The sequence below is a fragment of the Terrisporobacter hibernicus genome (assembly GCF_020809405.1).
GTDB classification, from domain to species: Bacteria; Bacillota; Clostridia; order Peptostreptococcales; family Peptostreptococcaceae; genus Terrisporobacter; species Terrisporobacter petrolearius.
On record NZ_CP081135.1, the window covers coordinates 31,481 to 52,260 of the forward strand.

Genomic DNA, 20,780 nt, shown 5'->3' on the forward strand with positions numbered 1-20,780 from the left:
TCTTTCAAGCTTTTAATTTTTTTCTATAACCACATAGTACATTTCATCATTTTCAAAGGCTTCAATTACCTTTAACCCAGCATTAATAAAAACGTTTTTTTGTTCATTTATTTCCATTAATATTGATTCATGTACTCTTTCATCAGAATTTCTATGAAGATTATTTAAAAACTCTCTACTATCTGAGTGCGCAATCATAAGTATTCCATCTTCTTTTAAACTATCTTTTACAAGATTTGAAATAGTTTGTGTTTTATTTTCCAAATGAGGATACATGGAATATAGAATTATTTTGTCATATTGATGTTTCAACTCTTCCTTTTCAACATTTACTAAGTCAAAATCAACATTACTCAAATGATTAAATTTACTTTTAGCAACTTCTAACATTCCTTCAGAAATATCTACACCTTTTATACTTCCAGTGCATACTCTTTCATTTAAAAAAGGTATTAATACTCCCGTCCCAGTACCTATGTCCAAAATTTCATCGTCTTCTTGAATTTTAAGCTTGTTCAATAAATAATTAATTTTAGATTCATCAACATTAATCATATTATCCCAGTTTTTAGCTACAGAGTTAAAAAAATCTGCTTGTCCCAAAACATTCCCCCCTAACAAAAAAAGCCATGAAGGTAAAAAACCTTCATGGCTTCGTTTCAAATTATTTTATTGATATAAGTGTAACACACTTTAATTTATTTTTCATTAATTTTAAACATTTATTCTTAAATAGCGACAATTATCTAGAAACTTTTCCTGTGGACTTGTCTACATACCACCATCCATAAGTTTCTCTCATTCCATTGTCATCGTAGTTATCAGCAGTCATATGATATCTATTTCCTATTACTTCATATACTTCAATTGTATTTGGAGCATGACCAATTTTTTTTATGAAGTAATTTGCAAGTATTTTTTTTGCCTTATCTTCAGAAATTCCAGTACTATTTAAACTTTTTTCTTTCTTTTTAATCTCTTCTTGTATTCTCTTCTCTTCTTCTTTAGCCATTTTAGCTATTTTTTCTATAGTATTTTCACAATCTTCTTTTATATTTGTTAAAGTTTCTTTTTGTGAATCATAAGACTTATTGTCTTTTATAAGCTGTAAAGCTTTATCAATATCTTTTATTGCTTTTGAATAATTTTTATTAGAAAAATAATCTTGAGATGATTTAGTTAATTTGTCAATTTTTTCATTTAATTCCTTGTCTTTTTCAACTTGAGATTTTAAAGTTTTAGCTTCTTGGACTAAAGTATCAGATCCATTTTCATAATTTATAACTTCATCTAAAAGTTCTAAAGATTTATCAAATTCACGTTTTTCATAAGATTTTAAAGCTTTAACATATTGCTCACTTTGATTGTATAAATCAGTTGCCACCTTGTCATCTTTCTTTTCTTCCAATGCCTTTTCAAACTCTGTTATGGCATCCTCATATTTTTTGTTTTTTAAAGCCTCATTACCCAATTCTACGGCTTTATTGTATGCTGTATCACTTTTACACCCCACTAGTAAAAGCATACTTAATATGCATACCCCTATTAACTTCTTTTTCATTTTGTATACCTCACCTTATAATCTATATTTTCCATTGTAATTATATCAAAATATAGATTATTTTTCCATAAAGGTTTACAACTAATTGTATTTTTCACTTTTTAATATACTTTTTTATTTTATAACAGTTTTTATTTGGTTTTTAAGCTTTGGCTCAAGATTTTCCTTTGAATAAACTTTTTTCCACTCTTCAATTATAGATTTATTCTGATCATTTGAATTATATTCTTTCAATATCTTAAGCTTAATTTACTTTCAAATGAAAAAAGTAGTTACCAACAAATATTTTTTAGTAACTACTTTGATCTTTAATTGTTTCTAATATTATTAAATATTTCTTGCTACTTCATATGCATCCCAGATAGCGTACATAATATTTTGTACTTTATTAGCATCACCAATCATTCTTACTCCTGGATGTAAAAACTTAATTTCATCATATAATGATTTTTCTGAATTATATCCGATAGCAAGTATTGCTGAGTCTGATTTTATTATTTCTTCTTTTCCATCCACTTCAATAACAAAACCTTCTTCTATTGATTTTGAAATTTTTGCACCACATTTTACATTAATTTTCTTAAACTTAACTAAGTCTTTTAACATATCATGATTTGCATGACATAAAGGACCTCCAACCTTCAAGATATCATCCATCATTTCAACAATAGTTACATCTTTTCCTTGATCCTTTAACCATAGAGCAGTTTCACATCCTACTAAACCACCACCTATAACTATAGTAGATTGTCCTGCATCCTCTTTTTTAAGTAGTACTTCCTCAGCTGTAAATACCTTTTTAGGTCCTTCTATAGATAATTCCTTTGGTCTAGATCCTGTTGCTATAATTACTGTGTCTGCTTCATATTTTTTAACAGTTTCTGCTGTAGCACATGTTTTAAAATCTATTTTTACTCCAAGTTTTTCTAGTTCTAATTCATACCACTTCACAAGAGCAAGATCATCTTCTTTGAAATCTGGTGCTCCTGCTGGAATTAAATTTCCGCCTAATCTTTCAGACTTTTCTATAAGTGCCACATTGTGACCTCTTAGTGCTGATACTCTTGCAGCTTCACATCCTGCAACTCCACCACCTACAATAAGCACTTTTTTCTTTTCATCTGCCTTTTTAACTTCTAGCTCTTTTTCTCTACCACAAGCTGGGTTAACTGCACATGATATATTTGCATAAGTCTGTAATCTTCCCATACAACCTTCTTGGCAAGAAAGACAAGGACGAACACTTTTGTAATCATCTGCTAATATTTTATTTGGTATTTCTGCATCTGCAAGTAATGGTCTAGCAAGACCTATCATATCAGTTTTTCCCTCTACAATAGCTTCACTAGCCAAATCTGGATCTTCCATTCTTCCTGCACTAATTATAGGAACATTTACATTATTTTTAAGTATTTCATTGTAAGGTAAGTATAATCCCTTTTCTTGATACATAGGTGGATGACTCCAGTACCATGAGTCATATGATCCTACATCTGCATTTAGGGCATCATAACCTGCGTCAACTAATATTTTAGCTGCTTCAATTCCTTCTGGAATATCACGCCCCATCTCTTGGAACTCTTCATTTGGTAGTCCACCCTTACACCAATCTTTTATAAAACTTTTAATACTATATCTTAAAGATACTGGGAAATCTTCTCCACATCTCTTTTTAATCTCTTGTACAATTTCACATGCAAAGCGTAAACGATTTTCTAAACTTCCACCATATTCATCAGTTCTATTATTAAATAATGCAATTGCAAACTGATCAATTAGATATCCTTCATGAACAGCATGAATTTCTACACCATCAAATCCTGCTTTTTTTGCGATTTCTGCTGATTCTCCAAACTTTCTTACATATTCTTTTACTTCCGCATTAGTTAACTCACGACATGTTACACCTTTTAAAAATCTATGAGGTATTGGTGATGGCGCTACTGCTACATCCCCTACTATAGATGGAATACTAACACGTCCAAAACCTCCAGATAGTTGTAAAAATATTTTAGAACCATAAGCATGAACACGTTCTGTCATAGCCTTTCCTCTAGTAATAAAACTAAGTGGATTAATAGTCGGACAAGGCATAGATGGTAGTGCACATTTTTCAATATCATTCTCAACCATAGTTACCCCAGTCATGATTAAGCCAGTTCCACCTTTTGCACGTTCTACATAGAACTCTTCTCCTCGTTCATTGAAACTCCCATCAGGATTACATAATCCTCCTGGCCCCATTGGAGCTAGTACAAATCTATTTTTTATCTCCAACTTACCGATTTTAATTGGCTCAAATAAAACTTTATACTTTTCTTGTATCATATTATCCTCCCCTAATACTAAATTTATTTTTGTAGTGAATCACTATCTAACATTCAGTATAGGATATGAAGTAACTTTATCTGCAAGAGTTTTTGTTAATTTTTTATTAAAGTATATTATTTTATGGGTATCCATAACTCAATGTACGTATGTAATTTAGCAGGTTTCTCCACTTCTACAATTAAAATTTTTCCTATAATATCTCCTGTTATTTCCAATCCTCTATACTTTGCATAGCTCAGTCCTTTCTCAAATACTACATCTGGATTTAAGGTTAACTCATCATCCACCCTTTGTATTGTATGTAAACAAGAAGTACTTTCTAGTATTTTAACATTTAAATCCATTGGCAAATTTAGCTCATCTGCTTTGTCATCTAAAACAATATATCCAAAGTTGCTACGATTATTTTCCATATGTTTTATAACTGCTAATTGTACTGTTGGCATTGCTTTTACCCACTGATGAACTACTTTCTGAGATTCTCTATTTTTTGAAATCCAACCGCATTCTTCATCATATAAAAGTAATATTTTAGGTGACTTAGCAAATTCATATTTATCTAATAATTCATCAATAAGATAAATACTATTCATATTTTCTTCCATTGCTTCTGCCAACTCTTGATAATATCTAGCTTTTTCATATGCTTGATTTTTGAATTCTTCCATCCTTTCCTTAATAATTAGACGATTGTTTTCTTCTCCACTAAACTGTTTAACTATCATCTTCATAGGAATTTCCATGTTTTTATACTTGGTATAAGATAAAAGACGAAACACATCAACCACATTATAATAACGATTACCGTTTATTTCTTTATTAACTTTAATTAAATTTTCTTTTTCAAAATATCTAATAGCACTTGTTGTAACTCCCAATAACTCAGCTAAATCAGTTATACTATATCTCATTTTAAAAATTTCCTTTCTACCTAAAGTTACTTTATGTATTTTTATTCATTTGACTATTAATAAAGTCACATACTTATTTTATCATATCCAATATATGGTATAAAAAGGAATTTTCATCTATTTTTAGTCTTTTTTTATTTCTTTCATTAACTCAAAGAAATATCTCGATTCATGAGTCTTATAAAGATTCAACCATAAATTTAATACTTCTGGTTTAAAAACATCTAATAATCTTAATACTTCAACTGTAAATTCTAAGGGGGCTATACCAGAGGCTGTAACTAAATTTTTATCATTTACTGCAACTTCTCTCTTATAATGTTTTTCTCCATAATAATTAGGTACTATCATTTTAAGATATTCCAAATCATTACTTGTATGATATGACGAATCTAATAATCCCGTCTTTGCAAGTCCTAGGGTAGCACCACAAATTGCTGCAACTACAGTTCCTTTTTCCAAAGCATCTTTTGCTTTTTCTAGTATGTGGTCGTGAACTGCCCATGTCCAAGTTTCTCCTCCTGGTAAAATCAAAACATCTTCACTATGAAAAACGCACTCATCCATAGAAATTTTTGGTATTACTTTTAATCCTCCCATTGTTGTTATAGGATCTTTATCAATTCCTACTGTAATTACATTTATTGAATCTAATCCTTTTTTAAAATATCTTCCTGTATTTAGTTCTGCAGTCAGATACCCTACTTCCCAATCTGACATAGTATTGAATACATAAAGATATGCTTTTCTAATTTTCATAATCTCCACTCCTTTTAAGTTAATTGTTTTTCATTATTATAAAATAACTTCACTGACATATTGTGTCAGTGAAGTTATTAAACTTGATAATATTCTATTAACTCCTTTAGAGATTCAATCATTTTTTCCTTCAAATTTAGTGGTTCAATTATCTCAATAGACTTTCTATAAGGTATAAGTAAATTAGGTACATATTGATAAATTACTTCTTCTTGAAGTAAAAATATTACTTTATTTGAGTTGCGCTCTTCAATATGATGTGCTAAAAACCAGTTCTGACACAAGTTATTCAAAGCATTTGCTTTTCCTCCTATAATTAAAGGTATAAGGCCTTGCTTGTCTTCTTTATACTCCAGTAATGTTTTCATAAAAAATTCACTAGAAGAAAATGATTCTGGAAGATTAAAAGTATTTTCTGTGTCTATAGCACTAATGATTCTATCTACTCTAAAATTACGAATTTCATTCCTCAAATGACAAAATGCTATTAAGTACCAATTGTTATTCCAGTAAATAATCCCATATGGGTCAATAAGTCTTTGTTTTACTTTTGATTCACTACCAGTACAATACTTAATTTCTACTGATAATTTATTTACTATATTATGTTCAAGTTTTTTTAGCAATGACTCCACAGAAGATTTTCCAATTGGTTTTATTACTTCAAACCCTGCTAAATGTTGATTTAAAACTTTTTCCTGCTCTTGATTTGAATACATTTTTATCTTTGACGTTGCTTTATCTAATTCATCATTTAAAAAATAGCCCGCTTCTTTTGCAAACATAGCAGCATGTAGTAATGCGGTTTGCTCTTCAGTATGAAAAAAAAGAGGCGCTTCAACAAAATTATTCAATAATGTGTACCCACCATTATGACCTGCATCAGAAATAATAGGCACACCACTGGCACAAAGTGTATCCATATAACGATAAACCGTTCTTATATTAATTTCTAGCTTTTCAGATATTTCTTTTGCTGTCACCTTTTTATCTGAACTTAACATCCACAAAATTGACATCATATTATCAATTTTAGCCATATGTACTCACCTCTTTTGCCCTTTATTAAGCTATTATACAACTTTCAAAGTTCATTATTTTTATATTTCCTCCACATTGTTTTCTGTAAATCTATCTTTACACATTTCTCTTAGTATTTTTAATTCTTCACCATAATCTACCTTACTTTCGTCCTTGTCATATGGTAGTATCTCTACTGTTTTTATCTCAAAATTTTCTTCTTTATTTTCATTCCAGTCTTTTTGTAGTTTTTTACATTTATGGCTATTAAGTTTTAATTTAAACTTATCACCATTTATTGTAGCCTTTATATTTTTATCACAACCTAAATAAACAATATTTGTTTTTATAGATTTAAACATATATACACCCATTTCTGGTTTCATTTCTTTATATTGTTGTAACAGTTCTTTTCTCTTTAACTTATCCATAATTTATCACCTCTTTTATCAGTATTATGCATTATACCTTATTACTTACAGCCTATTTCTCAATTGATTAACACATATATATTATTACTTCATTTATTAATTTATACTATTTCAGCATACTAATCAACCAACGCTTCGTAGAGTTGAATTTTCAATTTAAATATAATATTTTTAAATTATTAATACAAAATAAAAAACCATATTAATTATCTCATCAATATGGCTCCTTCTGAATTTATTTGGCGCAGATGATTTACAAGAAAGATTATATTTCGTATATCTGCCTATATATTTAATTTTTTCAAGGTAATTTTAATGTGCTTCAATATACTTTTCTAAATCATCATGGTATATTTTGAGATTTAGTTCTTGAGGTTCTGTTTTTTGATTTAATACCAAATCTAACATATGATGAGCTGTTTTTCCCCCTATTGTCATAGATTTAATACAAGAAACACAATACACAACTACATCTTCGCATGGCATTTGCATAGCACGTTCCTTTTGCTTTTTATTTATTTCTTCTATAGATAGTGTTGGATAATAACTGTCTCCACAACAAATAGATTTTGTTTTACTAAATTCTGAATCAATAACTTTGATATTCATTTTTTCTAAAAGACTTCTAATAGCATTATGTACTTGGGGTTTAGGTCTATATGCACACGAGTCTTGCACGGATACCTCCAGGCCCAAATAATTGGGTAATGATAAATTTTCAATACTATCTAAAATTTCCCAAATAGATATTGTTTGTATACCTTCATATAGGGATCTAAATCTTTTATCGCAACCTGCACAATTATTTATAATTGTAGATCCTTGTGGTAATTGTGGATTATGATGGCAACAAAGGCTGTGCATTTTAACTGTGCCAAAATATTGGTTCAATATTTTTAAAATTTCATTTCCTGCATGGGGCTTATATACATTCATGGCACAACCTGGATTAAAGTAACACTTATCCATATCAATATCTTCTATTTTAATGCTTTCCAATATAGTCTTACTAGTTTGATTACTCATATTTTTGTTTCCTTTCAAGTTAAATTAGAGTTTTTGTTATTTCTCATACTATCACAACGACTCATCCTTATATATTCCATAGGAGATATTCCAACCCTTTACTAAAACTGTAAAATGAAGATAGCCCTTCAAAACCAACGGAATATTCAATATCAATAATCGCATCATCGTTTTGCGATACTGCTTTCCACATTTCATCCTCGGTCATTATCCCACCACCCTTTTAATATTCTTAGGCTCAAAATCACCCATTTCGTAAATTGAAATAGTAGCAATTTATCATGACTTTTTAGATGCTCTATTTATTTTTTTCCATATATAAAGTACAAAACATCATTGTCCTATGAGAAAATTATAGCATAGTTATGATGTGATACTGCTCTACAATTTGGACATTTAATTATAAATAGAAATCATAATTTAAATATAAAATGATAAAAAGCAGGAAAGAGCTTTTCATGTGTTTACACAAAAGTGCAAAACAATCCAAGCTCTTTCCATTATTATATGTTTTTAATATTTATTTACCCTTCAACAGCTGTAGTAGCATTACTTATTCTTTCACTTACACGCAATACGATACTATCTGGATCAATCTGTAATTCAATTTTATCACTATTTAATTCAGGAATTTCTCCAACAGTTAAAACTGTACCTGCCTTCATTCCATCAACATCAATAGTTATGGTATCAATCATATCTTTAGGTAGAGAAGCATATGGGATTTCAAGATGTATTCTCTCCAGTATGCCTGCGATTTTGTCATCATTGATAGCAATGATATGAATTACACTGTTAACTTTTTCGTCTGCAGTTAACGCTTGAAAACTTATATGTAGAATTTCATTATTAACTGCATTCAAGGATTTTTCCTTAATTTGAACTGGTAATGTTTTACCGTCAATATTCATCATCACTTTACTGCCTTCACGTTTAAGGCGTATCAATTTGCGTGCAACGACTTCTTCCATTTGAATAGATATTGATTCTGGCAAAGAACTACCAAACACATCTCCTGGAACCAACCCGAGTCGTCTCATTTTTTTTGCCTTTAAATTAAAATCACGTTTTTGAACATTAATAGTTTCCATTTTGTTTCCTCCAAATTGTTTTATAATATATGCTTAATTGCAGCGACGTGCGTTGCAATGAAACAGGCCATAGAAGTGAGGCTTTTATTGCTGTTTGTCACAGCTTACCTACAATTTTCTTTATATAATGCATTGTTGTTATCCTTAAATTGCTTCATTTCATTAATATTAAACTTGATTTCCAAAAGCAGTTCAAAGTAAAAATTTAAATATTTTCTCCTGTAACTTAATACTTCCTTACCAAATTGATAAGTATCCTTTCGAACCCTATAAAAAAAGAAGAGCTCTTTATACAACGCAATAAGCGCAATACCAAAAGCCCTTCTTTATAAAGACGGTTCTTTTTTATTTACAATGTCATTTTTTATTTATAATTAAGTATAGTATATAATAGTTTCCATTGAAAATCAAGGATATCATTTTCATCATAAAAATGATTATATACTGCCACATTTGCATAATTGTTTGTCACTTTACACAAGTCATTTATATTTTCTTCTTGTACGAAGTTTTTCAGTGTGCTATTTATATAGTCATTTCCATATAATTTTAGATCCATTTCATATCTACTAAAACATAATAACTTAGCATTACAGACTATATTTCAATACCTAATAATAAATTATCGTATATTCCTTGTTAACAATTATAAAATACTAAATTCCACAATAAAAAGTCATTGATTTTTTCAATGACTTTTTATTGTGCTTCTTATAAAGTTTCTATATAATCAGTCTATACATAGCTTGCAATACTATGTAGAAATTTATTTTTACTTTCTTCATTGTTATCTGCTAAATTTTCATTTATCCATTTTACATTAGTAGCTCCTGCCATATTCAGTATTCCTTTTACAAATGTTGCTTCAATTGGATTTCCTAACTCTTTTATCATATAGTCTGTATCTGTTTCTGAAGTAGTTATAACTAATCCTGATGTTATATTAGTTAAAAGTCCTACAGGTCTTTTATTCTTTTCAGTAAATGCAAACTCTTTTAAAAATACTCTATCAAAAAAACCTTTTAGTATTGCTGGGCAACTATTCCACCATATAGGGAATATACATACTAACTGATTCGTTTCTTTTAATATATTTTGGTATTTCTTTACCAATTCATCCTTAGTTTCACCTTTTGTATAAAGCTTAACATCTTCTTCACTCATTATTGGATTAAAATCATCATTATATAAATCTATTATTTCATAAGACTTATCTTTTTCCTTTAGAGTATTTAAAACTTGCTCCATAATACTTTTACTAAAAGAATCTTTAGATGGATTTGCCACTATTACTGTTGTATTCATACATATCATCCTCTCACTTTTATATAATCTTATTTTATATTATTTCCCTGGAGGCAATTTTTTATTAAATCTAATTTCAAAGAGCTTTTTATCTATACTATATTTTTCCTAAACCAAAACTTATACAATAAAAAATGTAGTTACCAAGCTTTTATGCTTAGTAACTACATTTTTTAGTATGCTACTATTTCTTTAATTATAAACTCTTTTCCACTGAGTAAGTCCCAAGCATTACTGTCACAATGTGGACATACTCCTTTGTTTTCTTTTATATTAAATACTTTATTACAACTTTTACACATACCATTTCCTGGCATAACTTCTATTTCTAGCTCTGTGTTTTGCAATATTGTATTTTCTATTGCTGCTGGATAACAAGCTTCTATATATTTAGGAATCATTGATGATAATTCTCCAATTTGCAATACTAATTTTTCTATTTTAGCTAAGTCATTTTCTACTGCAACCTTTTCTACAGTTTTAACAACTTCTATTACTACTCCTAGTTCATGCAAATTTTTCACCTACTCTCATTGTCTATCTACTTATTTTCAAAAGCTACTTCTCTATAAGCATTTGACTCTCTATAAATTTCATCTTTTAAAGGATTAAGTTTATTTTTTCTTATTTTGCTAAATTGATAAATAGCTAAAGCTGCATTAGCTACTAAAGATACTAAACTTACTACAAAGAATGCTGTAGGGTTATGTGTTGTAGCAACCGGTGCTATTCTATCAGCAAATTGCGGTACAGTCATAACAAACATAATCCAAAGAGCTAGTGTTTGAGCACGATGTTGTAACCAAGCCCCTTTTTTTATAAAGAATGTTGGTATAGTACATGAAAGTAATAATGCTGCTCCACAATAAATAGAGTGATCTGATATACAGTTATAAGTATAAGCAAAGTTCCATAAATCATAAGCTATTATCCATGCCCATATCATATCTGGCCATATCATATCCTTTGTTTTATCTTTTGATATAAATATTCCACACCAACCACATATTGTGATTATGTTTAATATTCCTGCTATACCATTCATAATATTCCATGGTCCAGAAATAGTCCAAAGATTATCAACCACTCCTCCTCCAGTTAATCCATAGCTGAATATTTGAAAATCTCTAACTGCAGCTTCTAATATGTTAACTGCTAAAATAATAGCTGGTAAAGCCAGTGCCCATTTTTTCTTTTGTAGAGATGGTATATATCTAATTGCCATAAACCAAACACATCCAGCTAGTGCAGAATATGTTTTTACCCAGTTAAACCAAGTTCCTGTTCCATATTCATTCCCTGCAGCTGCCGTAGTTGGCCATACATAAATTGTTAAAAATGTAGGTACTATTATAAATAACAATACTCCCGTCCATTTTGTTGATCTTCCAAGTTCATTAAAAGCCATAAGTGCTAATAATACAAATAGGAATATTGCCCATCCCTGAAATGTCATCTGTTCATATAAAATTCCCATAATAAGTACTCCTATCTATTGTTTTATTTTACAAATATATCCTTAACTTTCTTAGCTACAATTTTACCTTGACGTTTTATAGTTGTTTTAACTACTGCTGGTTTAAGTTCTTCATAAGCTAAGCCTTCTGCGTCATATTTTCTAACTAAAGATATGGCATCAAATTTACATTTAGTAGTACATTGCCCACATCCTACGCACATATATTCATCAACAACAGTTGCACCGCAACCTAAACATCTTTCTGTTTCTTTTTTCATTTGTTCTTCTGTAAAAGTAAGACGAATATCTTTGAATGATTCTTTTGCTTTTATATCTGTTTTGTGCTCAGCTTTTTGTCTTGGTGTATTGTCATATCCTTCTATTTGTAAACTTTCTTTATCAAATTCATGATAATCTCTTCTGTCACGTCCATTTACTAAACTTTGTCCTGGTTGAACAAAACGGTGAATTGATATAGCACCTTGTTTACCTGCTGCTATGGCATCAATTGCAAATCTTGGACCAGTATATGAATCTCCACCAGCAAATATATCTGGTTCATTTGTTTGATAAGTGAATGAATCAGCTTTAATTGTATTGTTATGATTTAATTCTACTTTGCTACCTTCTAATAAATTCCCCCAGTCTATACTTTGACCTACTGAAATTAAAACATAGTCTGCATCTACTACTTTTACATCAGCTTCATCAAACTTTGGAGAGAATCTTCCATTCTCATCAAATACAGAAATACATTTTTTGAATTCTACTCCTACTACTTTTCCTTTTTCTGTAATTACTCTAGTTGGTCCGTAAGAGTTATTTATTACTATATCTTCTTCTAATGCCTCTTCAATTTCCTCATCTAAAGCTGGCATTTGTTCACGACTTTCTAAACAGAACATTTCTACACTGTCTGCCCCTACTCTTACAGCATTTCTAGCCACGTCTATAGCAACATTTCCGCCACCGATAACTACTACTTTTCCATTAAGTTTTACATCATTTCCTAAATTAACATCACGTACAAATTCTACCCCTGGGATAACCCCTTTTGCGTCTTCACCTTCTATATTTAATCTTCTACCAGCTTGTGCCCCTATTGCCACGTAGAAAGCTTTATATCCTTCTTTTCTTAATTCATCTAAAGTAATGTCCTTACCTACTTCTACCCCTGTTTTAAATTCTACGCCCATTTGTCTTAGTATTTCTATCTCTGCATTAACTACTTCTTTTTCCAACCTGAAAGAAGGAATTCCTAGAGTTAACATACCTCCTAGAGCCTTTTGTTTTTCAAATACTGTTACTTTATATCCGTCTATAGCTAGGTAATAAGCACATGAAAGTCCTGCTGGACCACCACCTATAATTGCAATCTTTTTACCATAATCATGTCTTTTTTTAGGAACAAATCTATGCTCTTCTTTTAAATCTTGTTCAGCTACAAACTTTTTGATTTCGTCTATAGCAAGTGGTGAATCTATATCCCCTCTTGTACAAGCTGATTCACACTTTCTAGGGCAAATACGTCCACATATTGCAGGGAATGGATTTTCTTTTTTTATAAGTTCTAACGCTTCTTTGTATCTTCCTTGTGAAGCAAGTTTTATATATCCTTGAACAGCTATATGAGCAGGACATGCAGTTTTACATGGACTTGTTCCACTTTCTACAACATCCTCTCTATTAGTTCTATAATCTTCATTCCATCTTTCTGGTCCCCACTTAGTATTTCTTGGAGTTTCTTTTCTTTCTATTTTGTCTACAATAGGTTTACTAGAACATAGTTTTTGACCAAGTTTTAGAGCATTTGTTGGACAATTTACTACACATTCACCACAAGCAACACATTTGTCTTTGTCTACTTTAGATACGTAGTTAGAACGTACCATATCAGAATTGGCAAACATATTTGCTCCTTTTAATGCTAAACAAGAACATCCACAACAGTTACATATGGCATGAGTTTTTCCTGATCCATCTAAGTTTGGTATCTGGTGCATTAAACCATTTTCTTCTGCTCTTTTAATTATTTCAAAAGCTTCTTCTCTAGTTATTTTTCTACCTCTACCTGTTCTTATGTAATATTCAGCTGCATGACCTAATTGAATACACATGTCTTCTTTTAAGTGACCGCATCCTTCTCCCATACTTTCTCTTGCTGTACGACATGAACAGTCTGATACTGAGAATTTATCACTATCGTTTAAATATTTTGATATTTCTTCATAAGATGCTCTTCTTGTTTCACCATCTATGGCAGTTTCTATTGGAATAACACGCATAAGCCCTACTCCAGGAGGAAAACTTCCTGTAGATCTTGGTCCATTTTCTACTCCATAATCATGAAAAGCCTTAGGAATTTGTGGATATTTTTTTGCTTGATCCTTCCTATTAACCATCATTTCCATAATTCCTGGTACCCAAGTTTCATACCAGAAAGTATCTACACCATCTATTTCATTGACAAATACTACACCTATTTCTGATAATTCTAGTAAAAGTTCGCTACATCTTTCAACACTTTTACCGCATAAAGGTGCCACTTTTTCTGCAGTAGTTTTTTGCCTAATTTTCATACAAAGTAAAACCTCTGCCATCTCCTCAGTCACTACTGGTTCTAAAATTTTATAACGTGCATCTTCTACACCAAAATACCCTCTAGACCCTGGCTTCTTTCCACTTACCTGATTTGCAAATTGAAGAACCTTTTCTTTTACTGCCATAATAATCCCCCTCTAAATTTTAATAAAATATTAATTATTCCACTCTTTTACTTCTTTTCTTAACCAGTTAATCCATTCTTCAATACCTTCACCAGTTTTTGCTGATATTGGTATAACTTTTATATTTGGATTTAATTTTTTAATATATTTTTTTACTAAATCTAAATCAAAATCAAAATGTTCAATAGCATCAATTTTGTTTATTAAAACAACGTCAACTATTGAAAACATTAGAGGATATTTTAAAGGTTTATCATGTCCCTCTGGTACACTAAGTATCATGGCATTTTTTGAAGAACCAGTATCAAATTCTGCTGGACATACTAAATTACCTACATTTTCTAATATTGCAAAATCTATATCTTCAGTTCCAAGTTCTACTAAACCTTGCTTTGTCATATCTGCATCAAGATGGCACATTCCACCTGTATGTAACTGTATTACCTTAGCTCCAGTTTTTGACACAGTGGCAGCATCTACATCAGAATCTATATCCGCTTCCATAACACCTATTCTCATCTCGTCTTTTAAAGATTCGATAGTTCTTAAAACTGTAGTAGTCTTACCTGAACCTGGAGAAGACATTAAATTTAATAAAAAAGTATTGCCTTTTTTTAAGTCTGCTCTAAGCAAATCTGCTTGTTCGTCATTATTGCTGAAAACACTTTCCTTTATCTCGATTACTTTGTATTTATCCATAACTCTCCCCTTAATATTTTGTTAAATTTGTAACATTATTTTATATAGAATGAGATTCACCGAATCTCATTCTGTAATTAAAATATATCACAGGTTACCATATTTTGCAAACATCCTCTTATGGTTTTTATCTATTTTTTTACCACAAATAATATTATATATTTGCTTTTTTTTATGCTATACTAAATAATCATATAACTTACTGTATTAACATTGCAGTTTTATAAAGAGGTATTTTACATGGAAAAATTAACAGATAGACAAAGGCAAGCTATTGCAACTAAAATTAGAATCACTCAAGTAGCCACTGAACTTTTTAAGTTAAAGGGCTTTGAAAGTGTAAAAATTCAAGATATTTGTCAAGCTGCAGAAATTTCAACAGGAGCATTTTATCATCATTTCAAATCGAAGATGGAAATAATTAATACAGCTTATGAGCAAGTAGATATATTAGTAATGGATCGATTTGAAGCAAGAGATTTTTCTTCTAACTTAGATAAATTGTTATTTCTGTTATGTGAAGGTGCTAAAATGATGGAGGAGCTTGGATGGGTATTTGTAGGCGAAATATACAAAAACTTACTTTCTATTGAGGGAAAATACTCTACAAAACCTGATCGCCATATTGCTCTAAAGGTTAAATCTATAGTTGAAGATTCCCTAAGAAATGGAGAGCTAGACAATTCTATTTCTCCTACAAACTTAACTATGATAATAATGAGAATCTCCAGAGGTGCTATATTTGATTGGTGTCTTTATCAAGGCAGTTATGATCTTAAATCTAGAATGGAATTTGACTTAAATTTAATACTTTCTAATTTTAAACCAAAAGATCCAGATAAAAAAGTTCGTCCTTAAGACGACTTTTTTTTATTTATTTTTATATTTTTTAGATAATTTTTTAACATTATGAACGTTTATTTTCCAATATTTTCAGCTTGTTTTCTATTTTGTCAGAATTATTAAATTATATTTTTACACTTGTGTTTTATAATTTAATGGTGCTAATATTATAATAATTTTATAACTTATAAAATTGAATCATTATTTAATATTGGGGGACAGTAAAATGTTTTTATTTGAAGCACAGCCAATAAGCAATTGGCTAATGTTATTATTAGTATTTGCAGCACTTATGCTGCTTAATGAATTCAGCCGTCGCTGGAAGTGGGCAGGATTCGCATGTTTTTTAGTTTTACCTATAATTTTAACAGTTTTTGTATGGCCTAAAACTACAAAAGGTACAAGTGTTGGAACATGGTTCCACTTTGCAAAAGTTTATTCAGCTTTAGCTGGATGTATGGGATTTTGGTTAATTCGCTATGTTAAAGGTGCAATTAATCATAAATGGGTTTTATATTTCCCTCCTTTAATCCTTGCAATAAACATTATGGAAGCTGTTATACGTGATTTCCAAATTGGTGGATTAGGTTATAATGCTCAAATTTTTGAAGGTATGATGGTAACTAGTGGTTCTTGGAATTATATGAATGGTATCGCAGGTATTTTAAATATTATAACTATCACTGGTTGGCTTGGAATTTGTATTAGTAAGAAAAAAAGCAAAGATATGTTATGGCCAGATATGTGTTGGTTCTGGATTATAGCTTACGATTTATGGAACTTCGCTTATACATACAACTGTTTAGGAGATCATGCTTGGTATTGTGGTATAGCTTTATTATTTGCACCTACTATATGTGCATTTATATTTGGAAAAGGTGCTTGGTTGCAACACCGCGCCCACACACTTGCATTTTGGGTAATGTTTGCTATGACTGTACCATCATTTATAGACCAATCACAATTCTCAGTTAAAGCATCACAAAATACAACTGCATTATTTATAGTAAGTTTAATTGCTTTACTTGCTAATATAGGAGTATTTGTTTATATGGTTTACAAAGCTAGAAAAACTAAGACAAATCCATATACAAGTGAACTTTATACTGATTTAGATTGTTACAAAGAAGTAAAATCTTTAGCTTAAAAATACAAAGCCATTTATTGTTTGAAGTAAATATACTCTTTAAACAATAAATGGCTTTTTTGCAACAAAAACTATTTTAATTTCAATTTTTAATTAAAGTGCAAGTTTTATTTTTTATAAATTGAAATCAACACAGAGATTATTTTCAATCTTTTTATTTAGTATTTCTCTGTTTATATTAATCCAACTTTTGCATTTATCTAAAATAATTGCGTCACTACTAATAACATTGTCCAATGTTTCTAAAGTTGAATCCACATTATTAATATTCATAACTTCAACTTCAAAATCAAAGTTTTTCAATAATTCTTCTATCTTTTTCTTTAAATTTCCCGAGTTAGAAACTGGTGCATCTAAGTAAAAATTAGCTTTTTTAATTTTATGTTTTTCTAAGGTTTCTCCTATTTTCATAATTGATAATTCTGTCTTATCTATAATACGATACGTTCCTCTAAGCCCTGCTAAATCTCTTATTGTTCCATCCATACACTTAATTAATAGTGAATTAGATAAGGCAACTTCCAATGTTATTATGGTATTAAATCCATCAATATTTACAATACTATTTTCCAGATTATCCTTAACCTCTTTCTCTTTTCTTATCTTTATATTATTCTCAGAAGAAATTGCTCTTGATAAAGCTAATCTTTGTCTTTCTGACAATAAGTAGTGATTTCCAACAAAAACTGAGGCTCCTTTTATATTATATCCTTGATTTAATAAATAGTATAAATCCTGTCCAGCCTTATATAATTTATCAAGATGTTTATCTGTAAATTCTTTTTCATCACTGGGAAAATGCCCTCTTTTAACAATTTTGCACATAGCTACACTCCAATATTTTAATTTACTCTATAGTTTTCACAAAATTAAGTATTATCATCATTAATTATATTTTTATTAATTTTTTACATATAAATCCTTTATTTTATACTTCATATATAAAATTATCAATTAGTCTAGTTTTGTTTATATATACAGCTATGGCAACTAATACAGATCTATCAATTGAATCTACATTTTGAAGTGAATCTATATCTACTATATTAATATAGTCAATTTTTGCTAAAGGTTCACACTCTATAGTTTCTTTAATAATATTTAACACAGAGTCCACATTACTTATTCCATTTTTTATTAAATTCTTAGCTTTTATTAATGATTTACTTAATACTGTTGCAGCCTTCCTTTCATTATCAGATAAATATGTGTTTCTTGAACTTTTAGCTAAACCATCTTCTTCTCTAATTATAGGACAACCTACAATTTCCACATTTATATTTAAATCTCTTACCATTCTTTTTATGATAAATAGTTGTTGTGCATCTTTTTGGCCAAAATAAGCTCTATCTGGAGTAACTATATTAAACAACTTGTTTACTACTGTACATACACCTATAAAATGTGTCGGTCTACTTTTACCACACAAATTATCTGTAAGACCACTCATATTTACTGATGTTGAAAAGTCCTTGTTATACATAACATCAGCACTTGGATGAAAAATTAGATCTGCTCCTACATATTCACAAATTTCTTTATCTCTATGAAAATCCCTAGGATAAATTGCCAAATCTTCCTTTGGCCCAAATTGAAGAGGATTCACAAAAATACTTACAACTACTTTGTCATTTTCCTCCACAGCTTTTTCCATTAAACTTTGGTGACCTTGGTGTAAATACCCCATTGTAGGTACTAACCCAACACTTAGACCTTCTTTTTTCCATTCATTTACTTGTTTTCTTATTGCATCAATTGTGTCTATAACTACCATTGTTTAAGTCTCCTTAATATAGTTTTTCTATAACTTCTTCATCTATTTTAAAGCCATGCTCTTCACTTGGGAAAGAACCATTTTTAACTTCATCTATATATGTAGCAAAGGCATTTCTCATTCTATCGCCTAGATTTTCATATTTTTTTACAAATTTAGGAGTAAAGTCACTAAACATTCCAAGCATATCTTGATAAACTAAAATTTGTCCATCACACTTATCTCCAGCGCCTATTCCTATAGTTGGAATAGATAGTTTTTCAGTGACCATAGCCGCTAATTTTGATGGAACTCCTTCCATAACTAGGGCGAATGCTCCTGATTTTTCAACAGCTAATGCATCTTCAATTAATTTTTTAGCAGCTTCTTCACTTTTACCTTGTACTTTAAATCCACCAAATTCATTTACTGATTGAGGTGTTAAACCTATATGTCCCATTACAGGTATAGACGCTCTTACTATTGCTTCTATATGCTCTGCAACTTCTACACCACCTTCTAATTTTACTGCTTGAGCTCTACCTTCTTTTATTAATCTGCCTGCATTAACTACAGCATCATAAACAGAAGTCTGATAAGACATAAAAGGCATATCGGCTACAACTAAACTATTCTTTGCACCTCTTGCCACAGCCTTAGTGTGATGAATCATGTCTTCCATTGTAACTGATAAAGTATCTTCATATCCTAGCATTACCATTCCCAGTGAATCACCTACAAGTATTCCATTTATTCCAGAATTATCTACTGCTTGAGATGTTGAGTAATCATATGCGGTTAACATAGTTAACTTTTCATTTTTTAGTTTAGCCTCTCTAAATGTTACAACTGTATTTTTCATTATCTTTCCTCCAAATAGTCTTGTAATTTTTTATAATCTCTATTTTCATTTTTAATTTTTGCTACCTCTAATAAATCTCTAGATAATAATTTATATAATTCTTTATCATCTTCATTTAAAACTTCACAGTGTTTTACAATAGTACATAGGTCCCCTCTTTCTACTGGACCTGTCAAACTATCTACCAGACCTTGCTTTTTAATATTTTCCACATTATTTTCTATAAGAGGAAAAAGAGCATTTAATGCATCCTCTCTGGAAAAATCACAAGTTTCTAAGAAATTAACGCCCTTGTTTATTAGCCCCAAAACTAAATTACTCACTGTAACACAAGCTGCATGATACAAAATCTTATTTTCGCTAAAAATAACACCTACTTTATTTCCTAAGTTTTTAAACACACTCAAAAAATAGTCTTTAAATTTTTCATCACCTTCTATGGTAATAAACGCTTTTTGAAAATCTTTATAAGAATTATACTTGCTAGAAATAGCAAACATTGGATGGATAGAATAAGCATATGCACCGTAATTTTTTACATTTGAAAAGATTGTTGAAGAAATTGAACCGCTACAATGGCAGATAACCTTGTCTCTTATGTTCAACTGTTTTAATTCACTATACACCTGTTGTATCTGTGAATCAGGTGTAGTAATAAATATAACATCACTGTTATTAACTAATTCATTTAAGTTTTGAAATTGTTTAGTATTTGTAAAAAATGCCGCTTCTTTTGAAGAATGCGGGTTCTTACTATAATACCCTATTACATTTATTTTATTTTCTTTTAAATATTTGCCTAAGGAAAATCCAACTTTTCCGGCTCCAATAAATCCAAATCTTATAGTTTCCACCT

At 30.0% G+C, this 20,780-nt stretch carries 22 protein-coding genes; 2 read left to right on the forward strand and 20 right to left on the reverse strand.

Annotated features, from left to right (window positions below):
- Positions 1 to 12 precede the first annotated feature (12 nt).
- The 16 genes from JW646_RS00145 to hypB form a co-directional block, all read right to left on the reverse strand.
- Entirely contained in the window at positions 13 to 603 is a 591-nt protein-coding gene (locus tag JW646_RS00145) for a class I SAM-dependent methyltransferase (RefSeq protein WP_148557695.1), read from the reverse strand.
- A gap of 139 nt (positions 604 to 742) precedes the next feature.
- Positions 743 to 1,561, reverse strand: a complete 819-nt coding sequence (locus JW646_RS00150) for a hypothetical protein (protein WP_148557694.1) — start codon at positions 1,559 to 1,561, stop codon at positions 743 to 745.
- A 327-nt stretch (positions 1,562 to 1,888) separates the two neighbouring features.
- A complete protein-coding gene (locus JW646_RS00155) occupies positions 1,889 to 3,889 on the reverse strand; it encodes an oxidoreductase (RefSeq protein ID WP_331478046.1) in 2,001 nt (666 codons plus the stop codon).
- Positions 3,890 to 4,005: 116 nt separating this feature from the next.
- Positions 4,006 to 4,803, reverse strand: a complete 798-nt coding sequence (locus JW646_RS00160; RefSeq protein ID WP_148557693.1) for a MerR family transcriptional regulator — start codon at positions 4,801 to 4,803, stop codon at positions 4,006 to 4,008.
- Positions 4,804 to 4,926: 123 nt separating this feature from the next.
- Positions 4,927 to 5,562: a type 1 glutamine amidotransferase family protein gene (locus JW646_RS00165; RefSeq protein WP_148557692.1), complete on the reverse strand. Its 636-nt coding sequence runs from the start codon at positions 5,560 to 5,562 to the stop codon at positions 4,927 to 4,929.
- 77 nt (positions 5,563 to 5,639) lie between these two features.
- Positions 5,640 to 6,602, reverse strand: a complete 963-nt coding sequence (locus JW646_RS00170; protein WP_148557691.1) for a helix-turn-helix transcriptional regulator — start codon at positions 6,600 to 6,602, stop codon at positions 5,640 to 5,642.
- A 60-nt stretch (positions 6,603 to 6,662) separates the two neighbouring features.
- On the reverse strand, positions 6,663 to 7,013 hold the full coding sequence (locus JW646_RS00175; RefSeq protein WP_074917235.1) for a GIY-YIG nuclease family protein: 351 nt from the start codon (positions 7,011 to 7,013) through the stop codon (positions 6,663 to 6,665).
- A 312-nt stretch (positions 7,014 to 7,325) separates the two neighbouring features.
- Complete coding sequence (locus JW646_RS00180; RefSeq protein WP_148557690.1) at positions 7,326 to 8,039, reverse strand: heterodisulfide reductase-related iron-sulfur binding cluster; 714 nt, start codon at positions 8,037 to 8,039, stop codon at positions 7,326 to 7,328.
- A gap of 67 nt (positions 8,040 to 8,106) precedes the next feature.
- Positions 8,107 to 8,247, reverse strand: coding sequence for a hypothetical protein (locus tag JW646_RS00185; RefSeq protein WP_187359277.1), 141 nt, complete (start codon positions 8,245 to 8,247; stop codon positions 8,107 to 8,109).
- A 316-nt stretch (positions 8,248 to 8,563) separates the two neighbouring features.
- The gene (locus tag JW646_RS00190) at positions 8,564 to 9,130 is read right to left on the reverse strand and encodes a 5S rRNA E-loop-binding protein (RefSeq protein WP_074917236.1); all 567 of its coding nucleotides are present in this window, start codon (positions 9,128 to 9,130) and stop codon (positions 8,564 to 8,566) included.
- 364 nt (positions 9,131 to 9,494) lie between these two features.
- The gene (locus tag JW646_RS00195) at positions 9,495 to 9,689 is read right to left on the reverse strand and encodes a hypothetical protein (RefSeq protein ID WP_148557689.1); all 195 of its coding nucleotides are present in this window, start codon (positions 9,687 to 9,689) and stop codon (positions 9,495 to 9,497) included.
- A 176-nt stretch (positions 9,690 to 9,865) separates the two neighbouring features.
- Positions 9,866 to 10,435: an NAD(P)H-dependent oxidoreductase gene (locus tag JW646_RS00200; protein ID WP_187359276.1), complete on the reverse strand. Its 570-nt coding sequence runs from the start codon at positions 10,433 to 10,435 to the stop codon at positions 9,866 to 9,868.
- A 173-nt stretch (positions 10,436 to 10,608) separates the two neighbouring features.
- On the reverse strand, positions 10,609 to 10,950 hold the full coding sequence (locus tag JW646_RS00205; protein WP_148557687.1) for a hydrogenase maturation nickel metallochaperone HypA/HybF: 342 nt from the start codon (positions 10,948 to 10,950) through the stop codon (positions 10,609 to 10,611).
- A 26-nt stretch (positions 10,951 to 10,976) separates the two neighbouring features.
- Positions 10,977 to 11,912, reverse strand: a complete 936-nt coding sequence (locus JW646_RS00210) for a DUF5692 family protein (RefSeq protein ID WP_148557686.1) — start codon at positions 11,910 to 11,912, stop codon at positions 10,977 to 10,979.
- A gap of 23 nt (positions 11,913 to 11,935) precedes the next feature.
- A complete protein-coding gene (locus tag JW646_RS00215) occupies positions 11,936 to 14,620 on the reverse strand; it encodes an FAD-dependent oxidoreductase (protein WP_148557685.1) in 2,685 nt (894 codons plus the stop codon).
- 30 nt (positions 14,621 to 14,650) lie between these two features.
- Complete coding sequence (hypB, locus tag JW646_RS00220) at positions 14,651 to 15,319, reverse strand: hydrogenase nickel incorporation protein HypB (protein WP_148557684.1); 669 nt, start codon at positions 15,317 to 15,319, stop codon at positions 14,651 to 14,653.
- Between the two features lie 240 nt (positions 15,320 to 15,559).
- On the opposite strand from hypB, the gene JW646_RS00225 reads away from it, so the two are divergent.
- Both JW646_RS00225 and JW646_RS00230 read left to right on the forward strand, forming a co-directional pair.
- Positions 15,560 to 16,177 carry a TetR/AcrR family transcriptional regulator gene (locus JW646_RS00225; protein ID WP_074917249.1) on the forward strand — a complete coding sequence of 206 codons (618 nt, stop codon included), beginning with the start codon at positions 15,560 to 15,562 and terminating at the stop codon, positions 16,175 to 16,177.
- Between the two features lie 211 nt (positions 16,178 to 16,388).
- Positions 16,389 to 17,309 carry a DUF5692 family protein gene (locus JW646_RS00230; protein ID WP_148557683.1) on the forward strand — a complete coding sequence of 307 codons (921 nt, stop codon included), beginning with the start codon at positions 16,389 to 16,391 and terminating at the stop codon, positions 17,307 to 17,309.
- A 114-nt stretch (positions 17,310 to 17,423) separates the two neighbouring features.
- Here the strand turns inward: JW646_RS00230 and JW646_RS00235 are convergent, their stop codons facing one another.
- The 4 genes from JW646_RS00235 to JW646_RS00250 form a co-directional block, all read right to left on the reverse strand.
- Entirely contained in the window at positions 17,424 to 18,134 is a 711-nt protein-coding gene (locus tag JW646_RS00235) for a DUF434 domain-containing protein (protein ID WP_148557682.1), read from the reverse strand.
- Positions 18,135 to 18,237: 103 nt separating this feature from the next.
- Positions 18,238 to 19,083 carry a pantoate--beta-alanine ligase gene (gene panC, locus JW646_RS00240; protein ID WP_148557681.1) on the reverse strand — a complete coding sequence of 282 codons (846 nt, stop codon included), beginning with the start codon at positions 19,081 to 19,083 and terminating at the stop codon, positions 18,238 to 18,240.
- A gap of 13 nt (positions 19,084 to 19,096) precedes the next feature.
- Positions 19,097 to 19,924, reverse strand: coding sequence for a 3-methyl-2-oxobutanoate hydroxymethyltransferase (gene panB / locus JW646_RS00245; RefSeq protein WP_148557680.1), 828 nt, complete (start codon positions 19,922 to 19,924; stop codon positions 19,097 to 19,099).
- Positions 19,924 to 20,778, reverse strand: a complete 855-nt coding sequence (locus JW646_RS00250) for a Rossmann-like and DUF2520 domain-containing protein (protein ID WP_148557679.1) — start codon at positions 20,776 to 20,778, stop codon at positions 19,924 to 19,926. Before JW646_RS00250 ends, panB begins: the two co-directional genes overlap by 1 nt.
- Positions 20,779 to 20,780: the final 2 nt, after the last annotated feature.

What these genes read in the sequence shown, in the direction of transcription:
- JW646_RS00150 (WP_148557694.1), bottom strand. Translation starts at nt 1,561, where the DNA reads ATGAAAAAGAAGTTAATAGGGGTATGCATATTAAGTATGCTTTTACTA.
- JW646_RS00155 (WP_331478046.1), bottom strand. Translation starts at nt 3,889, where the DNA reads ATGATACAAGAAAAGTATAAAGTTTTATTTGAGCCAATTAAAATCGGT.
- JW646_RS00160 (WP_148557693.1), bottom strand. Translation starts at nt 4,803, where the DNA reads ATGAGATATAGTATAACTGATTTAGCTGAGTTATTGGGAGTTACAACA.
- JW646_RS00165 (WP_148557692.1), bottom strand. Translation starts at nt 5,562, where the DNA reads ATGAAAATTAGAAAAGCATATCTTTATGTATTCAATACTATGTCAGAT.
- JW646_RS00170 (WP_148557691.1), bottom strand. Translation starts at nt 6,602, where the DNA reads ATGGCTAAAATTGATAATATGATGTCAATTTTGTGGATGTTAAGTTCA.
- JW646_RS00175 (WP_074917235.1), bottom strand. Translation starts at nt 7,013, where the DNA reads ATGGATAAGTTAAAGAGAAAAGAACTGTTACAACAATATAAAGAAATG.
- JW646_RS00180 (WP_148557690.1), bottom strand. Translation starts at nt 8,039, where the DNA reads ATGAGTAATCAAACTAGTAAGACTATATTGGAAAGCATTAAAATAGAA.
- JW646_RS00185 (WP_187359277.1), bottom strand. Translation starts at nt 8,247, where the DNA reads ATGACCGAGGATGAAATGTGGAAAGCAGTATCGCAAAACGATGATGCG.
- JW646_RS00190 (WP_074917236.1), bottom strand. Translation starts at nt 9,130, where the DNA reads ATGGAAACTATTAATGTTCAAAAACGTGATTTTAATTTAAAGGCAAAA.
- JW646_RS00195 (WP_148557689.1), bottom strand. Translation starts at nt 9,689, where the DNA reads ATGGATCTAAAATTATATGGAAATGACTATATAAATAGCACACTGAAA.
- JW646_RS00200 (WP_187359276.1), bottom strand. Translation starts at nt 10,435, where the DNA reads ATGAATACAACAGTAATAGTGGCAAATCCATCTAAAGATTCTTTTAGT.
- JW646_RS00210 (WP_148557686.1), bottom strand. Translation starts at nt 11,912, where the DNA reads ATGGGAATTTTATATGAACAGATGACATTTCAGGGATGGGCAATATTC.
- JW646_RS00215 (WP_148557685.1), bottom strand. Translation starts at nt 14,620, where the DNA reads ATGGCAGTAAAAGAAAAGGTTCTTCAATTTGCAAATCAGGTAAGTGGA.
- hypB (WP_148557684.1), bottom strand. Translation starts at nt 15,319, where the DNA reads ATGGATAAATACAAAGTAATCGAGATAAAGGAAAGTGTTTTCAGCAAT.
- JW646_RS00225 (WP_074917249.1), top strand. Translation starts at nt 15,560, where the DNA reads ATGGAAAAATTAACAGATAGACAAAGGCAAGCTATTGCAACTAAAATT.
- JW646_RS00230 (WP_148557683.1), top strand. Translation starts at nt 16,389, where the DNA reads ATGTTTTTATTTGAAGCACAGCCAATAAGCAATTGGCTAATGTTATTA.
- JW646_RS00235 (WP_148557682.1), bottom strand. Translation starts at nt 18,134, where the DNA reads ATGTGCAAAATTGTTAAAAGAGGGCATTTTCCCAGTGATGAAAAAGAA.
- panC (WP_148557681.1), bottom strand. Translation starts at nt 19,083, where the DNA reads ATGGTAGTTATAGACACAATTGATGCAATAAGAAAACAAGTAAATGAA.
- panB (WP_148557680.1), bottom strand. Translation starts at nt 19,924, where the DNA reads ATGAAAAATACAGTTGTAACATTTAGAGAGGCTAAACTAAAAAATGAA.